We start from the raw sequence: 23,453 nt of genomic DNA, 5'->3' as shown, positions 1-23,453 counted from the left end.
ACAAAAGAAGAACCACAAAAGGTATCCGTCGCCCCGAAGGAAGGAGAGTGCCAGCTTTGGAAAATCCCCACCCGAACGTTCTCGAGGAAAAAGGAGCGTTTAAAAACACAATGCTCGGGTGACCCTCTTCACAAGGAACGTTTGATAATAAAGAACTCTATCCCCGGCAATTTGTTCGGGGATAGAGTTCTTTTATAGACGGGAAACCGTCCGTCGCATGAATCTGTAGATAGAAGGGGGACTGGACTCCCAGGATGTCTCCCTCATTTCGGAATAAACGATTCATAAGAGAGCCGGATACAGTGAAAAAAGGATAGGATAAAAGCGTATGGACGCCAGAAGAGAGAGCGGAAATTGTCCATAGGCATATGGGGGAACATGTTTCGGTGAAACCATTGGAGAAGAGGGATAACGCAGATTGCAACGTGGTTTGCTGCTGAGTGAAAAGTTCATAGAAGGTAAATCCTCATTTGAGCATAAGGGACGTCCAGGAAATCCTTTCTCTGCTTTACATCCCAGTGAAGATCTTATAATAGAGCGGCTAGGGCTCATAGACGTCAAATTGGGAGTTGAAAAGGAACGGTAAAAAAGGATTGCAAGCGAAAGGGGCTGGTGTAAGCAAACACGTTATCGGATAGGGCAAGGGTTCGAAAGCGTAGAAATATTAAGAACCAAATACCTGGTTTCATCTCTTTGCAATGGATGCCTGTCCATCCAGCTGGTTATGACAAGTGGAGAACCCGAAGGATAAACTGAATACATATGAGCATCATAGGCTTCTGCTACCAAGGTTAATGGAAGAACAACACAAGAAGTACCCTTCTCACGGACATCACATGTTGGCACAAGGCGTATTTGATGCAATTGGATGCTTTCTCATAATTTTGCCCATACATGCTGCAAACAGGACCGTATCCGTTCACAGGCGGAAAAACACCCATATAAAAAGGATGGTAAGAACATGTTCGATCCCCACGTAATAGCAGGAACCTGGAATGTCAACCACCCTGTTGGATTCGTAGTATCCGACATGACTATCTTTAAAAACGGAATAAAAATGAGGAATGGACATTGTGGATCGATCCATTTAACAATAGCGCTGGGGAATCCCTCCCCAAGCCGCGGTTGTTTTCATATAGATTCATCAGCGTATGTTTAAGAAATCACAGTCGGGAAGGGCGGTATGTGCAAATGCATCAAAAGCGAATCCCCCTGCGTATGTGTGCAGGATGCGGAGAAAGCAAGCCGAAAAAAGAACTGGTCCAGGTGGTCCGTTCGCCGGAAGGCGAGATTTCCCTAAGGTTCTTACATGCCAGGCAACACCGAGCCAAGGCGGTACTGTGTGATATTCCTATTTCGACTGCCTCAAGAAGCCTAAACAACTTGCTGGAAAAAGGAGAAGCAGATGCCCCAGAGAGACTTATACACCGGCCGGGGCTTTGTTTACGCCTCACCGGCCTTCGTTAAGGCTTACGGCCATTATGCCATACCACGCTCCATGTCTCGAGCAGGAACTCCAACCGATCATGCAATTATGGAAGCGTTAAATGGTTGAAGCAAGGAGAGTTACGCCTTGCCCTCGACTTAGAGAATACAGAAATGTTCCCAAACGGCTGGACGAGTATGTTTACTAGTTCAATCACCAGCGGCCTGTGGCTGCCCTGAATGATAAACCCCCAGTTCAGTACAAGACCGAACTGGGGTTCTGATTCTATGGTGGTTTTTAGTGCCTGCTTTTCTTTGAAAAATGCATAGAGCTGGCGGGTTGGCATATGTGGGCAAAGTTCTCTGGTTTTATCCGGACCTGAAGGCGCCGGCACATCTGCCACTTACAACAATTTGTTCCTTGCTGTTCATGAACGGGCCTGCACATCCTTCGCGCATCGTCCGGTCCAGCCCATGATCTGTTTCCGCTGGCTTTGAATGTGCTCTGCAATCTGCTGTAACATTCTTGCCCGTGGCGTCCATATATCGCGCTGGCGCCCGCTTATCTTGAAAAATACAGCAGCCGGGAATAGACCTCTAGCAAACGCGGATACGCATATTCAAAAAAGGACTTGTAGGCATCGCAAAGATAGTTTTTGCCTAGACCATCCGAAAAAAAATCCCGGTCCCGACGGCACCCGCCCCGACAGAGCGAAAACCAACGGCATTGCCGGCATTCCTCCGGCTGGTATTGGCTCTGTTCGACAAAGCGGAGCTGTTCCCGCTGCCGGTCGATTTGTTCCAGGGTGTCGGTCAGGAAATTACCCAGCTTATAGTGATCCAGCATGTAAAAATCACAGGGATAGACACTTCCATCCGCTTCGACCACATACTGCAGGCTACATTGACCTCCCATTGCACAGACTTGTGGAGGTTGTCCATCCAAAATCAACAATAGATTATCAAAGTATTGGTGGAATTGCCGCGCTCCTTTCTTGATCTGCTGGTACCAAAGATCAAAGGCATCCTTTAGATACTGTGCATACCGTTCCGAAGTAAGCGACCAGGGATGCAGCCCCCTCGGTTCATCAAGCGGATCGAGACAGGGAATGAACTGTTGATATGCAAATGCATTTCGAAGAAAAAAAGTATGTATTTTGCGATAATTCCGGCACCCTGCACGGGTCAAAACGGCAAGAATATTGGTATCCACATGGAATTTTTTTAGCAATTGCAACGCGTTCATAACGCGCTGGAAGGTCCCTTTTCCCTGTAGGTCTACTCGGTTTGCATCGTGGAGGTCCCGCGGACCGTCCAAGGAAACCCCTACCAAAAAGTGATGTTCTGCAAGAAAACGGCACCAGTCTTCATCGATCAGGAGCCCGTTGGTTTGAAGGGAATAGGAGATCGAACAGCGATTGACATTGAGCTCCTCTGCCAGCTGTACGGCAGTTCGGAAAAAATCTAGCCCAGCCAATGTGGGTTCTCCGCCCTGAAACACAATCGAGCAATGGCGGGTGCAGGCAGCCAATGCCGTACGAAGGGTATTTTGAAGGACTTGAACCGACATGAAGCCAAAATTTTCTGTAGCGCGTTTTTGCATCTCATCCATATAAAAACAATATTTACACCGCATATTGCACAGGCCGCTGGCCGGCTTTAGCATGATGGTGATACAGGGCCTCATGATAGATTCCTCCACAGTATGCCCCAAACGATTCAGCCCAGATCTTACCGGAGCATACGGGAAAAGGCCTGGGAACTCGGCCGTTCCAAAGAAACATCTCTGGATCAGGCAGGAAATCAAATCGATGAATTGACGACAATGTCACTTTTTAAGACCTGATGAGACCAGGGGGCGCCCGGTGTGTTGAGCCGCTTTAAAATGGTTTTTCCAGCGAGAGTTCCCAACGTGCGGCCGGGCATATTGATCCAGCGCATCCCTGGACAAGGATAGACATAAGGGGGGTTGAACAGGCCGACAATCTCTACGTCTTTGACTGGGGAAAGGTTCCGCTCGGAAAGGCAGCGGAGTGCTTCTTGCGTCATGACATTGGTTGACACCAGAATGGCTGTTACGCCGTTGTCCAGCATATTGGCGACCTGCTGGTAGGCTGCACCCGCATCCTGTGCGTTTGCCGTCGAGTCTGCCTGGCAGATGAAAGCGTTTTTGGGGGTCCAGTGTTCTGCGGCGAGGGCGTCCTGAAAACCGCGAAGGCGTTCCATCGTGGTCTTGAGGTCGTCGTCGCTGGCCAGGTAACCGATTTTTTGATGGCGTCCGGAACGAAGAAACGATAGAGTGATCTCATAAACGGAATCGTATGTGGATACAGTCAGTGTGTCGCACCGGCAGTTGTCCAGCACACGGTCGATCAGGAGAACAGGAAGATTTTTGGGCACGACATCTGCAATGTCCTGGAAGTCCAGGAGAGTGGAGATTGCGATAATACCGTCTACCAGGCCGGAACTCAGGTAACGGAAGCTCTGTATTTCCTTTTTAGGGTTCTCCTTGGAGTTGCTGATCAGCAGAGAGTAACCGGCGGACCGAATGACGGACTCGACGGCCTCAATAATATTGAAAAAATAGGAGTTTGCAAAAGTTGGGGTAATAAAGCCAATGGTATTTTTTTTTCCGGTCTTCAAGTTACGTGCGGCAAGATCTGGGACATAAGAGAGCGTTTCGATGGCCTCCAGGACAACTTTCTTTGTCTGGTTGGAGACAAAGCGAGTGCCGTTGATGACATGGGAGACAGTGGCGGTAGAGACGCCGGCAAGTTTGGCGACATCTTGGATGGTTGAGCGCGGCATAGTCAACACCTACCTGTTCATAAAGAAAAATTTCTGTTTTAATTGATCAAATTGCAAATTCATAGCTGATTAAATTATACGGTAGTGCCGGTTGGGTGTCAACTACGTAAACGATAAAATAGAAGATTTTTGGCTAAATGATAGTAAAAATAAGCAAAATTTGTTCGAAAATACGTAATCGTTTAACTTTTGCACAAGAACCCAATAGCACTTTTGGAGAAAACGGATATATCCCAAACAGCGCAAATCGACTTTCACAGATGCTGTAAAAGGAAAGCCGGGCTGGATAAGGTCCCTTTCTTATGGGGCTGTGAAAAAATTGAGCATGGAGGCGTTGGCTGACCAAGAATGGCACCATTTGAGGCGCTCTACTTATGGAGGCGTTCCTATTGCAACGGATTGAATTTCCCTATGGCACAGCTCCGCCGTTTCCTTTCTAGCCGAATTCTGCACAGAAGAAAGGTTGAAATAGCTGTGTCTCACATATCGCTGTAGCAAGTGGGGAATATTGATTGCATTCTCCGTTATAAAAACAGATCATTGATCCATGTTTTCTAAAAGGGACGAACAAAAAGATTGGGCTCATACATCACAAGGCATAATCAAATGAGAAAAATACCAGCAAAAACAGACACAAATAGACTTCCATCTTCTGGAATCGGGGAAAATGCACAAAATCTGTCTTGACAACGAATAAAAAGTATGATATAAGTTATTCAAACGTTTACGTAAACGATTTAACACACGAGGTTCATGAATTTTTGGACATACCAACGGCGATGACAATCACCATGCAAAGCGGAAATTAGTTCCTTTGGGGACTTGGTTTCAATTCAATTTACAGAAAAGAGGAGTAAAAATGAAGAAGTTCAGAATGGCCCGTCTATTGACCACAGTGCTGCTGGTGATGACGATGGTTGCGTCCATGAGTGCTTGCGCTCCGGATCAAACCAATCCTTCCGATGGCGCATCCACTCCTGGAGAAGCCTCCGGGTCCGGCGAAAACGAATCCCTGCGGACCGTTACCTTTGGCCTGCAGACCGCTACCAACAGCTTGCCCTTCTACATTGCAAAGGAGGAAGGCTTCTTTGAAGAAGAAGGAATCAATGCAGAATTTCTGGTTTATACCTCCGGCGGCGCTCAGATTGAGGCTGCTGCGTCCAATGCGTGGATGTTCGGCACCGGCGGCGTATTCCCTGCCATTACCGGTATGCTCAACATCGATATGCGCGTAGTCGGTTCCTGCATGTCCGACGACGCCATGGTAGACCTGTGGGTACGGCCCGACAGTCCCATTGCGCAGAGCGGCCCCGGACATTGTGAAGAATACCCCACATTGTACGGGACCAAGGAGGATTGGGATGGCATTACCGTGCTGGGACCGGTCAATACAACCGGGCATTATTGCCTGGTGCGTGCACTGGATGCATTCGGTTTGTCCCTATCCGATGTGAATGTCACCAACATGGAGGTCAACTCCGCCAATACCGCTTTCCGTGCGGGCGAAGGCGATGCAATTATCTCTTGGCTTGCCCTGTCCGTCGATGCAGCCAGCGAGGGCTGGGTCAAAGCGGCCGTACTGTCCGAAGTGGGCGCAGATTCTCCTTCGATGATCTATGCGACGGAAGAAGCTTGCCAAGATCCGGAGCTGGTGGAGACCGTTTTGAAAGTTTACTATGAGACAGCGCAATGGATTGAAGAAAACCCAGACAAGGCTACGGACTACTATTATGACCTGCTGTACAACAACGGCGTCACAGCGACAAAGGAAGAGTGCCGCGCAGTTCTGGATGGTATTCCGTACCACACCTTGGAACAATCGAAACACTACATGAACAAAGGGGAAGACGGCGAGCGGTATATGATGCATTGCTTCGAGGACATCATGGATTATTTGATCTCCCAGGGGTCTTATACGGAAGCCGATTTGGAGACCATCAAGGAGCTGGATTTGATGCCTGACGAATACATCAACGCAGTCACCCTGGAGTAACCGGGATTCCGGCCTGGATTTGCAAATCGTATGCAGCCGTCGCCGGAACGAGAAGGAGTTGTAGCATGAATACCAATCAAGAAAAGCTTACAAAAGCCATCGCACGGGAACGTAAGCATATCAAGAATAAAAGTAGAAACTTATTGTTTACCTCAATCATTAGCATCGTTGTCCTGTTAGCCCTATGGGAACTATCCGTCCAACTCGGTTGGATTACCACTCGCTTTTTCTGTGCGCCGTCTGAGGTACTCAACGCGCTGATTGAAAAACTGACCAATCGGGCGCCGGACGGGGCAACCCTGCCCGTGCACATTCTTTCCAGTATGAAAATCTCCATGATCGGTTTTTTGATGGCGGTTTTAATCGGAACGCCCTTGGGGCTTCTGATGGGATGGTACAAGCCGGTGGATAAGTTTATCCGGCCGGCGTTCAACCTCATACGCCCCATCCCCGCAGTCGGATGGATTCCACTGATGATTGTGCTCCTGGGGATTGGGCTGGCTCCAAAGGTTTTTATTGTTTTCCTGTCCGCTTTCGTAGCGGTGGTTCTCAACTCCTATGCAGGGATCAAGCTGACCAATCGGGCCATGATAAACGTATCAAAAACCTGTGGGGCATCCAATTTTACAATTTTTCGCCGGGTGGGAATCCCGTCTGCAATGCCAATGGTCTTCACTGGTTGGAAGGTAGGACTGGGGCTCTCCTGGTCAACGTTGGTGGCGGCCGAAATGTTGGCGTCCAACGATGGGCTGGGTTATATGATCCTAGCTGGCCGGCAGTTTATGCGCGTAAACTTAATTATGGTCGGCATGCTGACCATCGGTGTGATCGGTCTGATTTTGTTCGCCCTACTGAACTGGCTGGAAAAAATAGTACTGAAATGGAGGCAGTAGACGAGATATGAAAAAGCATACGTTTATTCTGCGGAATTTTTTACTCAATCTGCTTTCCTTTTTGTCACTGGGTCTGCTGGTCCTCTTGTGGATTGTAGGCTCCAGCGGAGAAGCCTCCATTTTGCCGTCCCCCTATGAGGTCTGGACAAAGTTCCTCGCTCTTTCGGAAGACCCGATTGCGGGCATGTCGATGTTGGGACACTCCCTGCAAAGCCTGCGCAGGGTGTTTGTGGGATTGCTTGCAGCGACTGTGGTGGGCATCCCTCTGGGGACGATGATTGGATGGAGCGAGCGGTTTCGGGCAATCTTCCAGCCGGTTTTTGAGATTATCCGTCCGATTCCTCCGCTGGCATGGGTCCCTCTCATTTCGATCTGGTGCGGGGTCTTCGAATTCTCTAAGTACATTTTGGTGTTTATCGGCACCTTTTCCGCAATTGTTGTAAATACGTACGCAGGCGTCAATCTTGCAAACCGTGACAATATCGCAGTAGGCCGTATGTTTGGCGCACGAGGCGTCCGCCTGATTACAGACATTGTATTTCCCTCGGCTTTGCCTTCCATCATGGCCGGACTGAAAACGGCTCTGACAACCGGTTGGGGCGTTGTATTGGCCGCGGAGATGATCTCGGCCAATTACGGACTCGGCATGCTGGTCACCCGCGGCTCGGACAGCAACGACATTCAATTGGTGCTGGTTGCAATGCTGCTGATCGGGTTGATCGGGGCGCTGATGTCCACCGCGTTTACCATCCTAGAAAGGAGGCTCAGCCCATGGCGGACCGATTTAAATTAAGCGTTAAGAACTTATCCAAAGCGTTTGTGACAAAAAAAGATGACACGCTGGTGATCGACGACATCAGCATGGACGTTCGGGAAAACGAATTCCTGGTCATCTTAGGACCGGGCCAATGCGGAAAAACCGTCCTGCTCAATATGGTAGCCGGCCTTTTAAAGCCTACCCTGGGAGAAATCTATATGGATGGGGAGAAGGTGTCTGGCCTGGATAAACGTGTACGAATGGTGTTTCAAAAGTTGGCTCTGCTGCCGTGGCTGACGGTGAGTAAGAATGTACAGATTGGTATGAAATACGCCAAGGTTCCAAAGGAACAACGGGAGAGGGTGGCGCAGCATTATATCGACCTGGTTGGCTTACAGGGATTTGAACGTTCCTACCCCCACCAACTTTCCGGCGGTATGAAGCAGCGTGTGGGGATTGCAAGGGCCTATGCCAGTGCGCCCGAGGTCCTGCTGATGGACGAGCCCTTTGGACAGCTGGATGCCCAGACACGCTATTCCATGGAGGATGAAATCCTGAAAATTTGGGACAAGGATAAGCGCACGATTCTCTTTGTTACCAATAATATCGAAGAAGCCGTCTATTTGGCGGACCGCATCGTATTGCTGTCCAAGCGGCCGGCAAAAGTAAAGGACGTATTTGATCTTACGGGATTGCCGCGTCCACGGGACAATCTTTCGGAAGAATTCCTGCGGATTCGGCAGGAGATCGCCGACCAGATGGACCTGGACCTTGGTCAGTAGGAAACGGAGGACAGACATGGCTGAAAACAATGAATACAAGGTGGAAGTCCGCCACTTATACAAAAATTTCGGTTCCTTGGAAGTGCTCAAGGACTGTAATTTCAATGTAAAACGCGGGGAGTTTATCTGCGTGGTAGGTCCTACGGGCTGCGGAAAGACCACCTTTTTAAACCTACTCACCTGCCTGCTGGAGCCGACCAGCGGCGAAATCCTGATCGACGGCAAGCCCGCCAATCCCAAAAAGCACAATTTGGCGTTTGTTTTTCAGGAACCCACCGCTTATCCATGGCTGACGGTACGCAAAAATCTGGGCTACTGCCTGTCTCTCAAGCATCTGCCAAAGCAGGAGATTGCTGCCCGTGTGGAGAATATTGCACGGCTGATGGGTTTGAGCGCCGATTTGGACCGGTATCCAAGCGAACTTTCAACCAGTACGGAACAGAAGGTGGTAATTGGGCGGGCCTTTGCAATGAACCCGGACCTTCTGCTGATGGACGAACCCTATGGACAGATGGACATCAAGACGCGCTTTTATTTGGAGGATGAAGTGGTTCGCATCTGGAAGGAACTGCACAGTACGGTTCTGTTCATCACCCACAACATTGAGGAAGCGGTATACCTGGCGGACCGGATTCTCATTCTTTCCCAAAAGCCTGCGAGTGTGAAAGAAGATGTGGTGGTCGATTTACCCCGGCCCAGAGACATCAATTCGCCGGAATTTGTACGCTTGCGCAGCTACGTGACCGATCAAATCAAATGGTGGTAAGGAGGAATACATACGATGAAACTGTGCTGTGGTTCCAATCTATATGCATCGTTTCCGCTGGAAACAGCCTTGCGTGAAATGTCCAAAATTGGGTTCCGCTATGTGGACCTCTGGGCTTGCAAAGCCATCTGCGACCATGCCGACCCTCAAAAGACGACGCCGGAGGAGGTACAAGAACTGCTGCAACGCTACAAGATGACAGCGGTTTCAATGACCCTCTTCCTGATGTCCGGCGAGGAACGGCGGGAACGAATGAAATTCGCCGCGGCATTGGGGATTCCCACAGTGATCTGGGAACCCGCCCAGTCTACCGACTGGGCGGACCATATGACCAATTTGAACCCCATCAGCGTCCCTTATGGCAGCCCAAGGGGGAATTTTTCCGAGTATATAGAACAGTTAAAGCAGGACCTCGCCTATGCCAAATCCCTTGGGCTAAAGGTAGGGATCGAGGTGCCTCACTGCTATACTTTCAACGAGTATCTGTATCAAATTTATAAGACGGACCAGTGCATCGACGACGATGCTTTGTCCTACATTATTGCTCCGCCTCATGCCAATGCGCGGGGGTATGAGGCGGAAGATGTATACGACCTAGTCGCACATTCGCGTGCATATATGCTGTATTTATGGGATATAAAAAAAGGGTTTTCGTTCCCGGAAAGCGACCGTGCCTTTGGCGCCGGCGACGAACAGATGCCCGGAGGTGGCCAGCGCAATTTTCAGGCGCAGATTGATGCGTTCGCCGAAAAAGGGTTTACTGGATGGTACAACGTATCCTGTCACGGCACCGAGGGATGGAACGACCTGCAAAAAATTAACAACTGCTTGAAGAATGCGTACAGACTTGTGGAGCCGATACTTCAGGCAAAGGAAGGGACAGTATAAATCATGGTAAAACTAGTGATGCTGGGCGTGGCGCATCCACACGCGGAGAGTTGGGTACGCGCCTGGCAAATGCACACAAAAGCCGAGCTCGTCGGCATATGGGATGAAAACCAATCGCTGGCACAGCAATTCGCTGAGCGGCATGGCCTTCTATGTTTTCAAACCATGGAACAGGCGCTTGCGTACCCCGAGGTCGAGCGCCGTAGGAATTTGTGCAGAAAATGTGAAACATGCCGCCTATACCATTGCAGCTGCACAGGCGGGAAAAGATATTTTGTGCGAGAAACCGGCTGCGACAACCCTGAAAGATTGCCAGTTGATGCAGCAGGCAATCGCACAAGCGGGCGTCCGCTACATGCAGGCGTTTCCTATGCGCGTGGATGCTGTCAACCAGACGATCAAGTCCATCCTGGATGCACAGGAGATCGGCCGGGTGGTGAGTTTTCGCAAGCGGCATGGAATCGGCTGGGCGGCAGACGGCCGGGTTCCGGCGCCGCTGGCGTGGTTTACAGATCCGGAGCTTTCCGGTGGGGAGCTTTTTTGGACGAGGGAATCCATGCGGCCGACTTCTTGATCTGGATGTTTGGAGAACCCAAATATGTGACAGCAAAAATCCCACAGAGCACAGTTGGACTAGAGGTTGAGGACAACGGCATCGCCATCGTGGAATTCGCCAATGGAGTAATCGGTACGCTGCAATCCAGCTGGACCTTTGCCGCCGGTACAGTGACGACGGAGATCTTCGGCTTGGACGGCACCATACAGCAGAGTTTTAACGACTGCGCGTCTACCACGATCAATGGGGAAAATAATTTTCCACTTCAGGTGTTTCGGAAAGGCCGGCCTATGGCGGGATGGGAAAACCCGCGGATGCCTATCCGGTTTAAACACATTCATGAGGTGGTAGCAGAACGCTTTATCGACTGCTTGGAGACCGGCGATGCATTTCCCTCCACCTTGGAGGACGGCTATGCGGCGCTCCGATTGGTGCTGGCCGCTTACCAGTCGGCCAAGGACAACCGCACCGTGGCAATGGAGGAGATCTAAATGAAGAAAGATATTGTGAAGATCGGCGTGATTGGATGCGGGGCGATTGCCAACCAGTATCATATGCCGGCCCTGAAAAGCTTGCCGGATTGCGAAGTAGTAGCAGTCTGCGACTGGATTCCGGAACGGGCAAAAGCTGCTGCGGACTACTTTGGGTTACCGCAGAACCGTGCTTTTACGGAGGACGAGGCGTTGCTCGCCCTGGACGAGATACAGGGCGTCCTGATTCTGACGCCCAATTACAATCACTGTGAGGTCACAGAATTGGCGGCCTCTTGGAAAAAGCATGTCTTTGTCACCAAACCTATGGGACGCACATTGGACGAATGCCGCCGCATGATGAAGGCCTGCCAAGACAACGGCGTGCAGTTGTTTGTCAGTTTTATGCACCGGTACCTTTTGGGAATTGCCGAAACACGCCGTTTGGTTCAGGAAAATGCCATTGGCAAGATCGAAATGGTGCGTATTTTAAATGCGCCGGGCGCCACCTCTACTGTCAGCAAATGGTTTTATGATGAAAAAAACGTAGGAGGCGGGTGTGTCATCGACCTAGGCGTCCACGGCATTGACCTGGTACGTTATTTAATCGGCGAAATCGACGAGGTGACATTTGCTGATATGGGACGGTTCCGTGATACCATTTTTACCGATGGGGAGTATGTACACCCGAACAACGAGGACCACGCCATAGCAATCTACAAGACTCGCTCCGGCGCCACGGTGAACCATATGATTAGCTGGCACCACTGGTCGAATGCGGATCGGTTTTCGATGGAACTGTTTGGCGAAAAAGGATCTATTTTTCTCCGGGACCCGATGGGGATTGTAAATGTCTGCAAGGTCGAACCGGGAAAGCCGGCGACTTGGGTTTCTCTACAGCTTCCCTATGAGAAGTTGGGCGTGGAACAGCATGAATGCTTTTTGGAGATGATTCGGACCAACGGGACAGCGAATCCCGGTGGAACAGATGGACTGGCCTGTATCCGGGTGGTTCGGGCCATTTATCAAGCCATCAAGACCGGAAAACCTGTTCAAATGGATTGTTTGGAGAGCCTATGAATATTTTATTGTTACATACGCATGACTCCGGCCGGTTTCTACAGCCCTATGGCTATGCGCTGGAAACTCCACATCTAAAAACGCTCGCGGAACGGGGGACGCTGTTTCGCCAAGCTTTCAGCGTCGCCCCAACCTGTTCTCCCAGTAGGGCAGGGATGCTTACCGGGCAGTACCCTCACAATTGCGGAATGTTTGGATTGGCCCACCGCGGCTTTTCCCTGCCGGATTATCACCACCATATGGCGCGCTATTTAACCAACTTTGGTTATGAAACGGTGCTTTGTGGAATCCAGCATGAAGCGCCGAACGCGGATTTGCTGGGATATACAAAAATCCTTGACGGCCAGGCGTTTGATATGGGATGCATTGACTTCGACTCTTTTGCGTTCGACCGGGAAAATGCTGGGCTGGTGTGCGACTATCTGAAGCAGCCTCGGGATAAACCGTTTTTTCTTTCGTTTGGCATGTACAATACGCACCGGAAGTGGAAAAAACATGAAGAGGACATCGACGCCCGTTATGTAGCGCCATTTCCCGGAGTTTACAATAACGCGCAAAACCGGGAGGATATGGCAGACTACATGAGCTCTGTGCGGTTCTGCGATTCGTTGGTGGGACAAGTCCTGCAAACGTTGGAGGAGGCCGGACTTCGGGAGGAGACCATGGTGATTTTTACCACAGACCATGGTCCAGCTGTGCCCGGGATGAAATGTACGCTGTACGACGGCGGAACGGGCGTTGCACTGCTTCTGGATTACCCAGGAAATCCGGCAAAAGGCCGCTGCGTGGATGAAATGGTATCGCATCTGGACTTGTTTCCAACGATTTGCGATTTATGCCAGATCGAGAAACCCGATTGGCTGGAGGGACAGTCGCTTTTGCCGCTGTTGAAACGGGAAGGTCCATTTACCCATAGGGTGCTGTTTTCAGAAGTCAATTATCATGCGGCTTATGAGCCCATGCGGGCTGCCCGCAGTGAGCGCTATAAGTATATCCGCCGGTTTGACGAACGGCCGGGGCACATTTTGTCAAATATCGATAATTGCCCGGAGAAAACCTTCCTCTATGAGTATGCTTGCCTCAGAGATACGGATTGCAGCAGTGAAGAGCTCTACGACCTGTATGCGGACCCGATGGAGAAACAGAATGTGGCTGCAAGGCCGGAATATGCACAGGTACGGGAACAGATGGCGTCGTCGCTGTTGGAGTGGATGCAGCAGACGGAAGACCCCCTGTTGTCTGGCGCAGTGGAAGCGCCTGTAGGAGCCCGCGTCAACCGGAGAGACGATTACTGTGCAGAGGATCTGGCAGTAGACACAGAGGAATAAGATGGATGGCCAGAAAGAAGAGAGACGATGAAAAAATTTGGCGAGAAGAAGGTCGGGATTGCGATCATCGGATGCGGGGCGATCAGCGCCTATCATGTGGACGCCCTTCGCTTGATTCCCGAGGCAAAGATTGTGGTCTGCTGTGATCTTATACGGGAAAGGGCGCAAAAAACCGCTGCCGGCACCGCCGATGTGACCATCGATTATACAGAGGCGGTTGACCGTAGCGATGTGGATTTGGTGTTTGTTCTGACTCCAAACTATCTACATAAAGAGATCGCCGTTTTTGCAGCAAAGAAAAGAAAGCATGTGTTTGTCCAAAAACCGTTTGCCATGGACACGCAGCAATGCCGTGAGATGATCGATGCAGCAGAACAAAACCACGTAAAGCTTTTTGTCAGCTTTATGCACCGGTATTTTGAAGAATCCCGTTGGGCGAAGGAGTACATCGCGGCGGGAAAGCTAGGCGAAGTATATATGGCGCATATCCGGAATTCTTTGCCGGGAAGCGATTATTCCACCTGGCAATATGATTCCACACTTTGCGGAAAAGGAGGCGCAATTCTGGATGTCGGCGTACATGGGATTGACCTGGTGCGATACCTATTGGGCGACATCGACGAGGTGGTTTGCGCCTCCAAAGGACAAAAGATATTTTCACGCGTGATCGAGGGCCAAACGGTACATCCGGACAACGAGGACTGGGCGTTGGCGCAATACCGCTTAAAAAGCGGCGCTATGGTGAGTCATCAAATCAGCTGGGAACAGAAGTGGCACTGTAACCGATACACGATGGAAATACATGGGAGTCAAGGGAGTATCTACCTGCGGACCGGATACGGTCCCCTTGCTGTGACCAGTCCGGGGGTTTCGCAGGCCGGAAGCATGACATTTCCAGCCTTGGATGTGGTCCCCTTTGGGTACCGCCAGCACCGCGAGGTGATTGATGCAGTCCGGTTTGACCGTCCGCCAACCAGTACAGGTGCGGACGGCTTGTATACGATAGAGATGGTTGAGCAGATTTTACAGTCGGCTCGGACCATCGTGGGGTAGTCGGAAGCGCGCAGGTCCAAGAAAGAGGGTCTACAGGGAGATCTGTGGCTGGCATAGCAGACAGATAAGGACCTTGATGAAAAAGAGACCTGCGCGCTCCGCATGACACAAGGCGAAGCGGTTTCGCCTTGAACTTCCATAGGTTTCCGAAGGCGTTACAGCTTGACCGCCTTTGAGGAGAGACGATGGATGGTATCTATTTTCTGGTTGCTTTTTTAGCCAGCGTTTTAGGAAAGATCTGCGGCATGGGTGGAGGCGTGATGATCAAGCCGGTGTTGGATGCATGCCATACAGCCAGCGTTGCAGCCATTAATTTTTACTCAGGTTGTACCGTGTTAGGGATGAGCTGCTGGTCTGTCGGCAAGGCTGCTTGGAGGCGGGACAATCTACTGGATTTCCGCGTTTCCGTGCCTTTGGCCGCCGGAGCTGCCCTGGGAGGCCTATTGGGAAAAGAGATCTACTGCCAGCTGGCCAGCCTATATACAGACGCAGAGGTGATCGGCGGCGTACAGGCACTGTTCCTTTTTTTAGCAACCTTGGGGACTCTGCTCTACACCATCACAAAGGACCGCTTTCCCGCAAAACGGGTCCGGCATTGGTCCCTTTGCGTTGCCGTTGGATTGGGCTTGGGAATTCTGGGTTCATTTTTGGGGATTGGCGGAGGTCCGTTCAATATGGCTGTTTTGTATTACTTTTTTTCCATGTCCACAAAGACAGCCGCTCAGAACAGCCTATTTGTTATTTTAATCAGTCAAGGAGCGGGGACGCTCAAAACAATTCTAGCCGGGGATGTCCCGGACATCTTAATCCCCATTCTGGTTGGGATGATTCTGTGCGGGGTTGCCGGCAGCGAAGTGGGAGGTAGGCTGAACCGCAGGTTAAGCGAGGAGAATGTCACCAGGTTGTTTCAATGGTCCATGGTTCTTGTTTTAGGGATCAACCTATATAATATGTTCCGCTTCTTTGGATAGCTGCAAGCGATACCTGCCGGGAAGGAACTTCTTGGATGGCCGACTGTGGTTTGCTTTCGATCTCCAGCAGATGAACCGAGGGGGTTGCATCCCTGGTCGCTTACTTCGGAACGGTATGCACAGTATCTAAAGGATGCCTTTGACCTTTGGTACCAGCAGATCAAGAAAGGAGCGCGGCAATTCCACCAATACTTCGATAATCTTTTGTTGATTTTGGATGGACAACCTCCACAAGTCTGTGCAATGGGAGGTCAATGTAGCCTGCAGTATGTGGTCGAAGCGGATGGAAGTGTCTATCCCTGTGATTTTTACATGCTGGATCACTATAAGCTGGGTAATTTCCTGACCGACACCCTGGAACAAATCGACCGGCAGCGGGAACAGCTCCGCTTTGTCGAACAGAGCCAATACCAGCCGGAGGAATGCCGGCAATGCCGTTGGTTTTCGCTCTGTCGGGGCGGGTGCCGTCGGGACCGGGATTTTTTTTCGGATGGTCTAGGCAAAAACTATCTTTGCGATGCCTACAAGTCCTTTTTTGAATATGCGTATCCGCGTTTGCTAGAGGTCTATTCCCGGCTGCTGTATTTTTCAAGATAAGCGGGCGCCAGCGCGATATATGGACGCCACGGGCAAGAATGTTACAGCAGATTGCAGAGCACATTCAAAGCCAGCGGAAACAGATCATGGGCTGGACCGGACGATGCGCGAAGGATGTGCAGGCCCGTTCATGAACAGCAAGGAACAAATTGTTGTAAGTGGCAGATGTGCCGGCGCCTTCAGGTCCGGATAAAACCAGAGAACTTTGCCCACATATGCCAACCCGCCAGCTCTATGCATTTTTCAAAGAAAAGCAGGCACTAAAAACCACCATAGAATCAGAACCCCAGTTCGGTCTTGTACTGAACTGGGGGTTTATCATTCAGGGCAGCCACAGGCCGCTGGTGGTTGAACTAGTAAACATACTCGTCCAACCGTTTGGGAACATTTCTGTATTCTCTAAGTCGAGGGCAAGGCGTAACTCTCCTTGCTTCAACCATTTAACGCTTCCATAATTGCATGATCGGTTGGAGTTCCTGCTCGAGACATGGAGCGTGGTATGGCATAATGGCCGTAAGCCTTAACGAAGGCCGGTGAGGCGTAAACAAAGCCCCGGCCGGTGCTATAAGTCTCTCTGGGGCATCTGCTTCTCCTTTTTCCAGCAAGTTGTTTAGGCTTCTTGAGGCAGTCGAAATAGGAATATCACACAGTACCGCCTTGGCTCGGTGTTGCCTGGCATGTAAGAACCTTAGGGAAATCTCGCCTTCCGGCGAACGGACCACCCGGACCAGTTCTTTTTTCGGCTTGCTTTCTCCGCATCCTGCACACATACGCAGGGGGATTCGCTTTTGATGCATTTGCACATACCGCCCTTCCCGACTGTGATTTCTTAAACATACGCTGATGAATCTATATGAAAACAACCGCGGCTTGGGGAGGGATTCCCCAGCGCTATTGTTAAATGGATCGAATCCACAATGTCCATTCCTCATTTTTATTCCGTTTTTAAAGATAGTCATGTCGGATACTACGAATCCAACAGGGTGGTTGACATTCCAGTTTCCTGCTATTACGTGGGGATCGAACATGTTCTTCCCATCCTTTTAATTCGGTGTTTTTCCGCCTGTGAACGGATACGGTCCTGTTTGCAGCATGTATGGGCAAAATTATGAGAAAGCATCCAGTTGCATCAAATACGCCTTGTGCCAACATGTGATGTCCGTGAGAAGGGTACTTCTTGTGTTGTTCTTCCATTAACCTTGGTAGCAGAAGCCTATGATGCTCATATGTATTCGGTTTATCCTTCGGGTTCTCCACTTGTCATAACCAGCTGGATGGACAGGCATCCATTGCAAAGAGGTGAAACCAGGGATTTGGTTCTTAATATTTCTACGCTTTCGAACCCTTGCCCTATCCGATAACGTGTTTGCTTACACCAGCCCCTTTCGCTTGCAATCCTTTTTTACCGTTCCTTTTCAACTCTCAATTTGACGTCTATGAGCCCTAGCCGCTCTATTGTAAGATCTTCACTGGGATGTAAAGCAGAGAAAGGATTTCCTGGACGTCCCTTATGCTCAAATGAGGATTTACCTTCTATAAACTTTTCACTCAGTAGCAAACCACGCTGCAATCTGCGTTATCCCTCTTCTCCAATGGTTTCACTGAAACATGTTCATCCATATGCCTATGGACAATTTCCGCTCTCTCTTCTGGCGTCCATACGCTTTTATCCTATCCCTTTTTCACTGTATCCCGCTCTCTTATGAATCGTTTATTCCGAAATGAAGGAGACATCCTGGGAGTCCAGTCCCCCTTTATCTACAGATTCATGCGACGGACGGTTTCCCGTCTATAAAAAAGAACTCTATCCCCGACAAATTGCCGGGGATAGAGTTCTTTGTTATCAAACGTTCTTGTGAAGAGGGTCACTCGAGCATTGTGCTTTCAAACGCTCCTTTTCCTCGAGAACGTTCGGGTGGGGATTTTCCAAAGCTGGTACTCTCCTTCCTTCGGGGCGACGGACACCTTTTGTGGTTCTTCTTTTGTTTCCCTTTTAGGCCGTACGTTGGCCGTTCATCCTCTGGGCGGACACCTGCGGTTGTTTAAACCGTACCAAACCAGTCCGGTTTAACGCCACCACGACGGCCGGGATAAGAATCCGCTGAATTACAATCCCGGGAATTGCATTCAAAAATGCACCCATTAGGAACATCCGCCAAGTAAAACCTTCGCTGGTAATCCCCAAGAACGCCATCTGAGCAATACCCCAGACAATCCTGCCAGCCAACATGGCGGCAACCAAACAGCGATAAAGTGCAATTACACCCTGCCAGCGGGAAAGTCCGTACACCAGCCCATAGGTCATTCGTTCAAATGCCATCGCAACTCCCGTAGGGAATAAAACCGGCGCGCCAAAGAGCGCATAACGCATCAACTGTCATTCCATATTGCCATCCGCAGATCAGGCCGCATACGAAAACCGGGATATACATCGGAAGGAGCATGTTCCCAACCTGTGGAATTTACCCGATCAAAAACGGCAGCACCAATCCGATAGCAAGGAACAACGCTGCCAAAGTCACATTTTTTGTCGTCAGCCTGATCAATGTATTCCTTCCCTTGGAAAGGCTGTTTTGAATCTTACTTTCCAGCTATTCCCTCCCGCCAAAATAGGAACGAATGTCCTGCATTCTCCGTACCTGGCCCACATGGAAGGGGCAACGGGAGTCACAGTGGCCACACGCAATACAATCGGATGCTGTCTTTTCCAGATGAATATAGTGGTCTCTTGCCAATGTATCCCCCGCCTGCGCTAAGTCATAATATTTGTTGATGAGTCCGACATCCAACCCTGCTGGACACGGCTGACAATGGTTGCAATACACGCAAATTCCTGCCGCGTCATGCGGGGTAAACGTTCCCAAAATGGAGTAATCTCTTTCCTCTGGCACCGCATTCAGAAATCCCAAAATGCGGTGCAGGTCGTTTTCATTACGCACGCCCGGCAGTACGGTCAATACGCCCGGTTTATCTAGCGCATACTGTATGCACTGGTATTCTGTCAACGCACGCTGAAAGGGAGACGTCTTTTCGTTCAGAAGTTGGCCCCCGCTGAACGCTTTCATCACGGAAATCCCCACCCCTTCCGCTTCACAGCGGCGGTACAGGGCCATCCGTTCATCCACACTGCCGATGGCAAACTCCCCGTGCCGGTAATCATAGGCAGGATTGATACTGAACATCATCATATCAATCAGACCAGTATCCAATACCATATTGGCAATCTTCGGCGTATGTGTAGAAAGCCCGAGGTGATGTACGACCCCCTCCTCTTTCAACTTCTGTAGAAACGTCCAGGTTCCTGCTGCACACACCTTCTCCCAATCTGCTGCTTCATCGATGCAGTGAATAAAACCAAAGTCAATGTAATCGGTTTGTAGCGCCTTTAACTGCCAGTCCACCGACCGCTTAATCGTGTCCAGGTTCAGTGTCCAGCCGTACTTTCCGCTTCGATAATCCGCCCCAAAGTGAATTTGAAAGTAGACGTTTTCCCGGCAGCCAGCAACCGCTCTTCCATAGGCTGGGAAAGGTACTGCATCCGATGCCGCCATATCGAAATAATTGACACCGTTTTCAATCGCCAAACGTACAATCCTTTCAATTTCCGCTTCTCCAGCTGGTCCCAACGAACTGTTTCCCAGCCCAATGATGCTGATTTTCTCTCCACCATGTGGCAACTTGCGATATTCCATACGATTTCCTCCTCATCACAGCTCTCATTCGGTCCTCTTCGCTCTTATCTGTATACCGATTCCTCTTGGGGCGCCGCTTTGTATATACCCCCATCAAATTCCCCTTATCCCAATTCCTTCGCAAAACTGGCCATTGCCGCCGATATTTCAATCTGTTGGGGACAGACGGCCTCACAGCTCCGGCATGCGATACAGGCGCTGGGCCATTTATTCTGTGCAATTGCAGATAGTGCCATGGGTGCAATAAAGCCACCCTCTGTGAAGTGGTGTTCGTTATACAGAGCAAGCAGGGATGGAATGTCCAAGCCCTGCGGACAATGGCTGACACAATAGTGGCAGGCTGTACGGGGAGTATGTTCTTCCTCACCATAGTATCTGCAATGCACAGCAATGCCTTCATCTCCTGGGGATTCAACGGTTTTTCTTCCTCAAACGTGCGGATATTTTCCTGCATCTGTTCCAGGTTGGACATGCCGGAGAGCACCATCGTCACACTGGGAATCGATTGTAGGAACCGAAACGCCCAGGCCGGGACAGGTTCCTCCGGGCGAAGATTGTGGAGTTTTTCGGTATCTTCTTTGGACAATGTAACCAATCGGCCGCCGCGCAAGGGCTCCATCACCCACACAGGGATGCCAAATTCCCGCAAAAGTTCCACTTTTGCTTGGGCATCCTGAAATTTCCAATCAAGGTAATTCAACTGAATCTGCCCAAATTCCATATCCGCCCCATATGCATGCAAAAAACGCTTCATCACGCCATAGCTGCCGTGTGCGGAAAACCCTAAGTGGCGGATTCGCCCAGCCTGTTTTTGTTTCATCAGATACGCAAAGATCCCATATTTCGGATTTAAATATGCGTCAATATTCATTTCACAAACATTGTGGAATAGATAGAAGTCAAAATAGTCCACACCACATTTTTCTAGCTGCTTTTCAAAGATTTCTTCCACTTTATCCATATTGGCTAGGTCATAACCCGGAAATTTGCTTGCTAAGAAGTAGCTCTCCCGCGGATACTTCCGTAAGAGGCGCCCCATTATCAACTCCGATTGGCCGTTGTGATAACCCCACGCTGTGTCATAATAGTTGATCCCGCTCTCCATAGCGTATGCCACCATCTGTTCCGCTGCCGTCTCATCGATTCGGGAATCGTCGCCATCGATCACGGGCAGGCGCATTGCGCCCATGCCGAGGGCAGAGAGTTTCCATCCCTGAAAGCTCTTATATAGCATCATCCACCCACTCCTTTTCCATCCAGCCGGCAGAAACCTTCTGTTTCCACCCTCTAATGTTGCCCCGATTATACCCCTTGGAGTGCACTCTAAGTCAAGTATTTTAGGCCATTTTTTAAAGATTAACTTCTGTTTTCCCCACATGTACACCATATTACAAGGTTTTGTCTCATTTCGCTCTTTAAACGAAACTTTGTTCTTGTTCTTTTTTACCCGAAGTGGTAGAATAGAAAAAACCAATTCGATGGAGGCACCCTATGGAACAGCAGACCTTATTTGAAAAGCAAGGTATGGACCGCCCCTTGGCCAGCCGTATGCGGCCGCATACTCTGGAGGAATTTGTCGGACAAGAACACCTACTGGGACCGGGTAAAATTTTACGGCAGCTGATCGACCAGGACCGCATTTCCTCCATGATTTTCTGGGGGCCTCCTGGGGTGGGAAAGACCACTCTGGCACGCATCATTGCCGGGCGGACACATGCCAATTTTATTGACTTCAGCGCAGTGACCAGCGGTATCAAGGAAATTCGGGAAGTGATGCAACGGGCTGAGGAAAACCGGCGTTTTGGGGAACGGACGATTCTGTTTGTGGATGAAATCCATCGCTTCAATAAAGCACAACAAGATGCCTTCCTCCCATTCGTGGAGCGTGGCAGCATTGTACTGATCGGCGCCACCACGGAAAACCCTTCCTTTGAGGTCAATTCGGCGTTGCTTTCCCGCTGCAAGGTATTCGTTCTACAAGCGCTAACCACGCAAAACTTGGAGGTCCTCCTTCGCCATGCACTGGAGGACACCCGCGGGTTTGGAGGGGAATCCATATCCATCTCAGAAGAGTTGCTGTCGGCAATCGCCCATTTTGCGAATGGCGACGCGCGCACGGCTTTAAACACCCTGGAAATGGCGGTCTTAAATGGGGAACGCACATCCGAAGGTGTAACCGTAGAGGCGGACATTTTGAGGCAATGCCTCTCAAGGAAGTCCTTGCTTTATGACAAAAATGGGGAGGAACACTATAACCTGATCTCTGCACTGCATAAATCCATGCGAAACAGCGACCCGGACGCTGCCATCTACTGGTTAGCTCGTATGCTGGAAGGCGGGGAGGACCCGCTTTATATCGCGCGGCGGCTGATCCGCTTTGCCAGCGAAGATGTGGGAATGGCCGACAGCCGTGCCATTGAAGTCGCTACAGCCGTTTATCAGGCGTGCCATTTTATTGGGATGCCGGAATGTTCCGTCCATTTGACCCATGCGGTAACGTACCTCTCCCTCGCGCCAAAGTCGAATTCGTTGTATATGGCTTATGAATCCGCCAAACGGGATGCACTGGAAAGATTGGATGAACCTGTCCCTCTCCAAATTCGCAACGCCCCTACCCGTCTGATGAAGGACCTTCACTATGGGCAAGGGTACCAATACGCCCACGATACAGAGGAAAAACTCACTTCCATGCAATGCCTTCCAGATTCTTTGGAAGGACGGACTTACTATATCCCAACCACACAGGGTTCTGAAGCGCGTGTACAGGAACGCCTACGACAAATCAAACAGTGGCGGGAACAAAAACGTCGGGAGGAAGAAGCGGGCGGCGATGGAACCAAGTGAATAGGATGGATTTTTCTTGCCAGCGCCGCGACCGGTTGTTCTGAGAAAAGCAACTGTCCTCCAAAAAGGATTGTTTACAGGGCTCCAAAAGTAAGCGAACGCTCTGATACAAAGCGCTCTGGACACCCCAACCCTGGCCGGTTGGTTAAATACATGCGCTTTTTAGCCGGATACTCGGATTGTCCTTCCATTGACTTCCCATCGCGTTTTTATCGTTTCTTCCTTGGATTTGCTGAAATGACAAGGCAACCATTTGAAAATCATCGATGAGGCAAAGAAAGTTACATGAATGTTGTTATCCAAATACAGGCCGTATCTGGCCACAAACAGTTCGATTTTCAGGGGTTCAATCCAGGAGATCTCCACGCGCTACGGAGCTTTTGGTTTCGGAAATCTTTTCAGGTCTTACGTTTTGCCTTGCCGGGCGGGACTGCCTCTGGTTTGTCAGCCTTTGGGCCGTATGTTTTGTTTTCAAGGTTTTTGTACACTTCATAGGGTTACAGGAAGAAAGATTTTCCTCCTATTATTGACAAATAAATCCTGTCTTTGG

19 protein-coding genes and 3 pseudogenes are annotated in these 23,453 nt (G+C 50.2%); 15 read left to right on the top strand and 7 right to left on the bottom strand.

The features are described 5' to 3' along the window. Positions 1-1,191: 1,191 nt before the first annotated feature. Positions 1,192-1,297: pseudogene (locus ACGCCZ_RS05590) on the top strand (YlxR family protein); the annotation flags it as partial. A 235-nt stretch (positions 1,298-1,532) separates the two neighbouring features. Here the strand turns inward: ACGCCZ_RS05590 and ACGCCZ_RS05585 are convergent. From ACGCCZ_RS05585 to ACGCCZ_RS05575, 3 genes are all read right to left on the bottom strand, one after another. Beyond that, positions 1,533-1,829, bottom strand: a complete 297-nt coding sequence (locus ACGCCZ_RS05585) for a hypothetical protein (RefSeq protein WP_411655501.1) — start codon at positions 1,827-1,829, stop codon at positions 1,533-1,535. 158 nt (positions 1,830-1,987) lie between these two features. Next, positions 1,988-3,112 (bottom strand): anaerobic sulfatase maturase, encoded by a 1,125-nt coding sequence (locus ACGCCZ_RS05580; protein ID WP_411655516.1) that lies wholly within the window; start codon positions 3,110-3,112, stop codon positions 1,988-1,990. Between the two features lie 116 nt (positions 3,113-3,228). Continuing rightward, positions 3,229-4,233: a LacI family DNA-binding transcriptional regulator gene (locus tag ACGCCZ_RS05575; RefSeq protein ID WP_411655515.1), complete on the bottom strand. Its 1,005-nt coding sequence runs from the start codon at positions 4,231-4,233 to the stop codon at positions 3,229-3,231. A gap of 859 nt (positions 4,234-5,092) precedes the next feature. Here ACGCCZ_RS05575 and ACGCCZ_RS05570 point away from each other — a divergent pair. The 13 genes from ACGCCZ_RS05570 to ACGCCZ_RS05510 all read left to right on the top strand — a co-directional run bounded on the left by ACGCCZ_RS05570 (position 5,093) and on the right by ACGCCZ_RS05510 (position 16,367). Beyond that, complete coding sequence (locus ACGCCZ_RS05570; RefSeq protein WP_054324967.1) at positions 5,093-6,226, top strand: ABC transporter substrate-binding protein; 1,134 nt, start codon at positions 5,093-5,095, stop codon at positions 6,224-6,226. Between the two features lie 65 nt (positions 6,227-6,291). Beyond that, entirely contained in the window at positions 6,292-7,119 is an 828-nt protein-coding gene (locus ACGCCZ_RS05565) for an ABC transporter permease (protein ID WP_085534170.1), read from the top strand. Between the two features lie 7 nt (positions 7,120-7,126). Further along, positions 7,127-7,912, top strand: a complete 786-nt coding sequence (locus ACGCCZ_RS05560) for an ABC transporter permease (RefSeq protein ID WP_054324968.1) — start codon at positions 7,127-7,129, stop codon at positions 7,910-7,912. After that, positions 7,891-8,658: an ABC transporter ATP-binding protein gene (locus tag ACGCCZ_RS05555; protein WP_054324969.1), complete on the top strand. Its 768-nt coding sequence runs from the start codon at positions 7,891-7,893 to the stop codon at positions 8,656-8,658. Before ACGCCZ_RS05560 ends, ACGCCZ_RS05555 begins: the two co-directional genes overlap by 22 nt. 16 nt (positions 8,659-8,674) lie before the next feature. After that, a complete protein-coding gene (locus tag ACGCCZ_RS05550) occupies positions 8,675-9,424 on the top strand; it encodes an ABC transporter ATP-binding protein (RefSeq protein WP_054324970.1) in 750 nt (249 codons plus the stop codon). Positions 9,425-9,439: 15 nt separating this feature from the next. Continuing rightward, positions 9,440-10,312, top strand: coding sequence for a sugar phosphate isomerase/epimerase family protein (locus ACGCCZ_RS05545; RefSeq protein WP_411655514.1), 873 nt, complete (start codon positions 9,440-9,442; stop codon positions 10,310-10,312). Positions 10,313-10,415: 103 nt separating this feature from the next. Beyond that, positions 10,416-10,886, top strand: a complete 471-nt coding sequence (locus ACGCCZ_RS05540) for a Gfo/Idh/MocA family protein (protein ID WP_411655513.1) — start codon at positions 10,416-10,418, stop codon at positions 10,884-10,886. Next, positions 10,853-11,359 carry a Gfo/Idh/MocA family protein gene (locus tag ACGCCZ_RS05535; protein WP_411655512.1) on the top strand — a complete coding sequence of 169 codons (507 nt, stop codon included), beginning with the start codon at positions 10,853-10,855 and terminating at the stop codon, positions 11,357-11,359. Before ACGCCZ_RS05540 ends, ACGCCZ_RS05535 begins: the two co-directional genes overlap by 34 nt. Next, on the top strand, positions 11,360-12,418 hold the full coding sequence (locus ACGCCZ_RS05530) for a Gfo/Idh/MocA family protein (protein ID WP_085534176.1): 1,059 nt from the start codon (positions 11,360-11,362) through the stop codon (positions 12,416-12,418). Beyond that, positions 12,415-13,746 (top strand): sulfatase family protein, encoded by a 1,332-nt coding sequence (locus tag ACGCCZ_RS05525; RefSeq protein WP_054324975.1) that lies wholly within the window; start codon positions 12,415-12,417, stop codon positions 13,744-13,746. Before ACGCCZ_RS05530 ends, ACGCCZ_RS05525 begins: the two co-directional genes overlap by 4 nt. Positions 13,747-13,773: 27 nt before the next feature. Further along, positions 13,774-14,799, top strand: coding sequence for a Gfo/Idh/MocA family protein (locus tag ACGCCZ_RS05520; RefSeq protein ID WP_411655511.1), 1,026 nt, complete (start codon positions 13,774-13,776; stop codon positions 14,797-14,799). A gap of 185 nt (positions 14,800-14,984) precedes the next feature. Beyond that, complete coding sequence (locus ACGCCZ_RS05515) at positions 14,985-15,770, top strand: sulfite exporter TauE/SafE family protein (RefSeq protein WP_085534163.1); 786 nt, start codon at positions 14,985-14,987, stop codon at positions 15,768-15,770. Between the two features lie 45 nt (positions 15,771-15,815). After that, positions 15,816-16,367, top strand: a complete 552-nt coding sequence (locus ACGCCZ_RS05510) for an SPASM domain-containing protein (protein WP_085534161.1) — start codon at positions 15,816-15,818, stop codon at positions 16,365-16,367. A gap of 685 nt (positions 16,368-17,052) precedes the next feature. On the opposite strand, the pseudogene ACGCCZ_RS05505 reads toward ACGCCZ_RS05510, so the two are convergent. The 4 genes and pseudogenes from ACGCCZ_RS05505 to ACGCCZ_RS05490 form a co-directional block, all read right to left on the bottom strand. Further along, positions 17,053-17,164 (bottom strand): annotated as a pseudogene (locus ACGCCZ_RS05505) (YlxR family protein); the annotation flags it as partial. 1,196 nt (positions 17,165-18,360) lie between these two features. After that, a complete protein-coding gene (locus tag ACGCCZ_RS05500; protein WP_411655500.1) occupies positions 18,361-18,687 on the bottom strand; it encodes a hypothetical protein in 327 nt (108 codons plus the stop codon). A gap of 271 nt (positions 18,688-18,958) precedes the next feature. Then, on the bottom strand, positions 18,959-20,059 hold the full coding sequence (locus ACGCCZ_RS05495; RefSeq protein ID WP_054324530.1) for an aldo/keto reductase: 1,101 nt from the start codon (positions 20,057-20,059) through the stop codon (positions 18,959-18,961). Between the two features lie 104 nt (positions 20,060-20,163). Beyond that, positions 20,164-21,293 (bottom strand): annotated as a pseudogene (locus ACGCCZ_RS05490) (aldo/keto reductase). 257 nt (positions 21,294-21,550) lie between these two features. Between ACGCCZ_RS05490 and ACGCCZ_RS05485 the strand changes: the two are divergent. Continuing rightward, positions 21,551-22,903: a replication-associated recombination protein A gene (locus tag ACGCCZ_RS05485; protein ID WP_085534184.1), complete on the top strand. Its 1,353-nt coding sequence runs from the start codon at positions 21,551-21,553 to the stop codon at positions 22,901-22,903. Positions 22,904-23,453 lie beyond the last annotated feature (550 nt).

This window comes from Anaeromassilibacillus sp. SJQ-1, from assembly GCF_046693725.1.
Taxonomy (GTDB): Bacteria; Bacillota; Clostridia; order Oscillospirales; family Acutalibacteraceae; genus Anaeromassilibacillus.
Note: the sequence above shows the minus strand (reverse complement) of the source record. Positions and strands in the feature narration are given on the sequence as shown.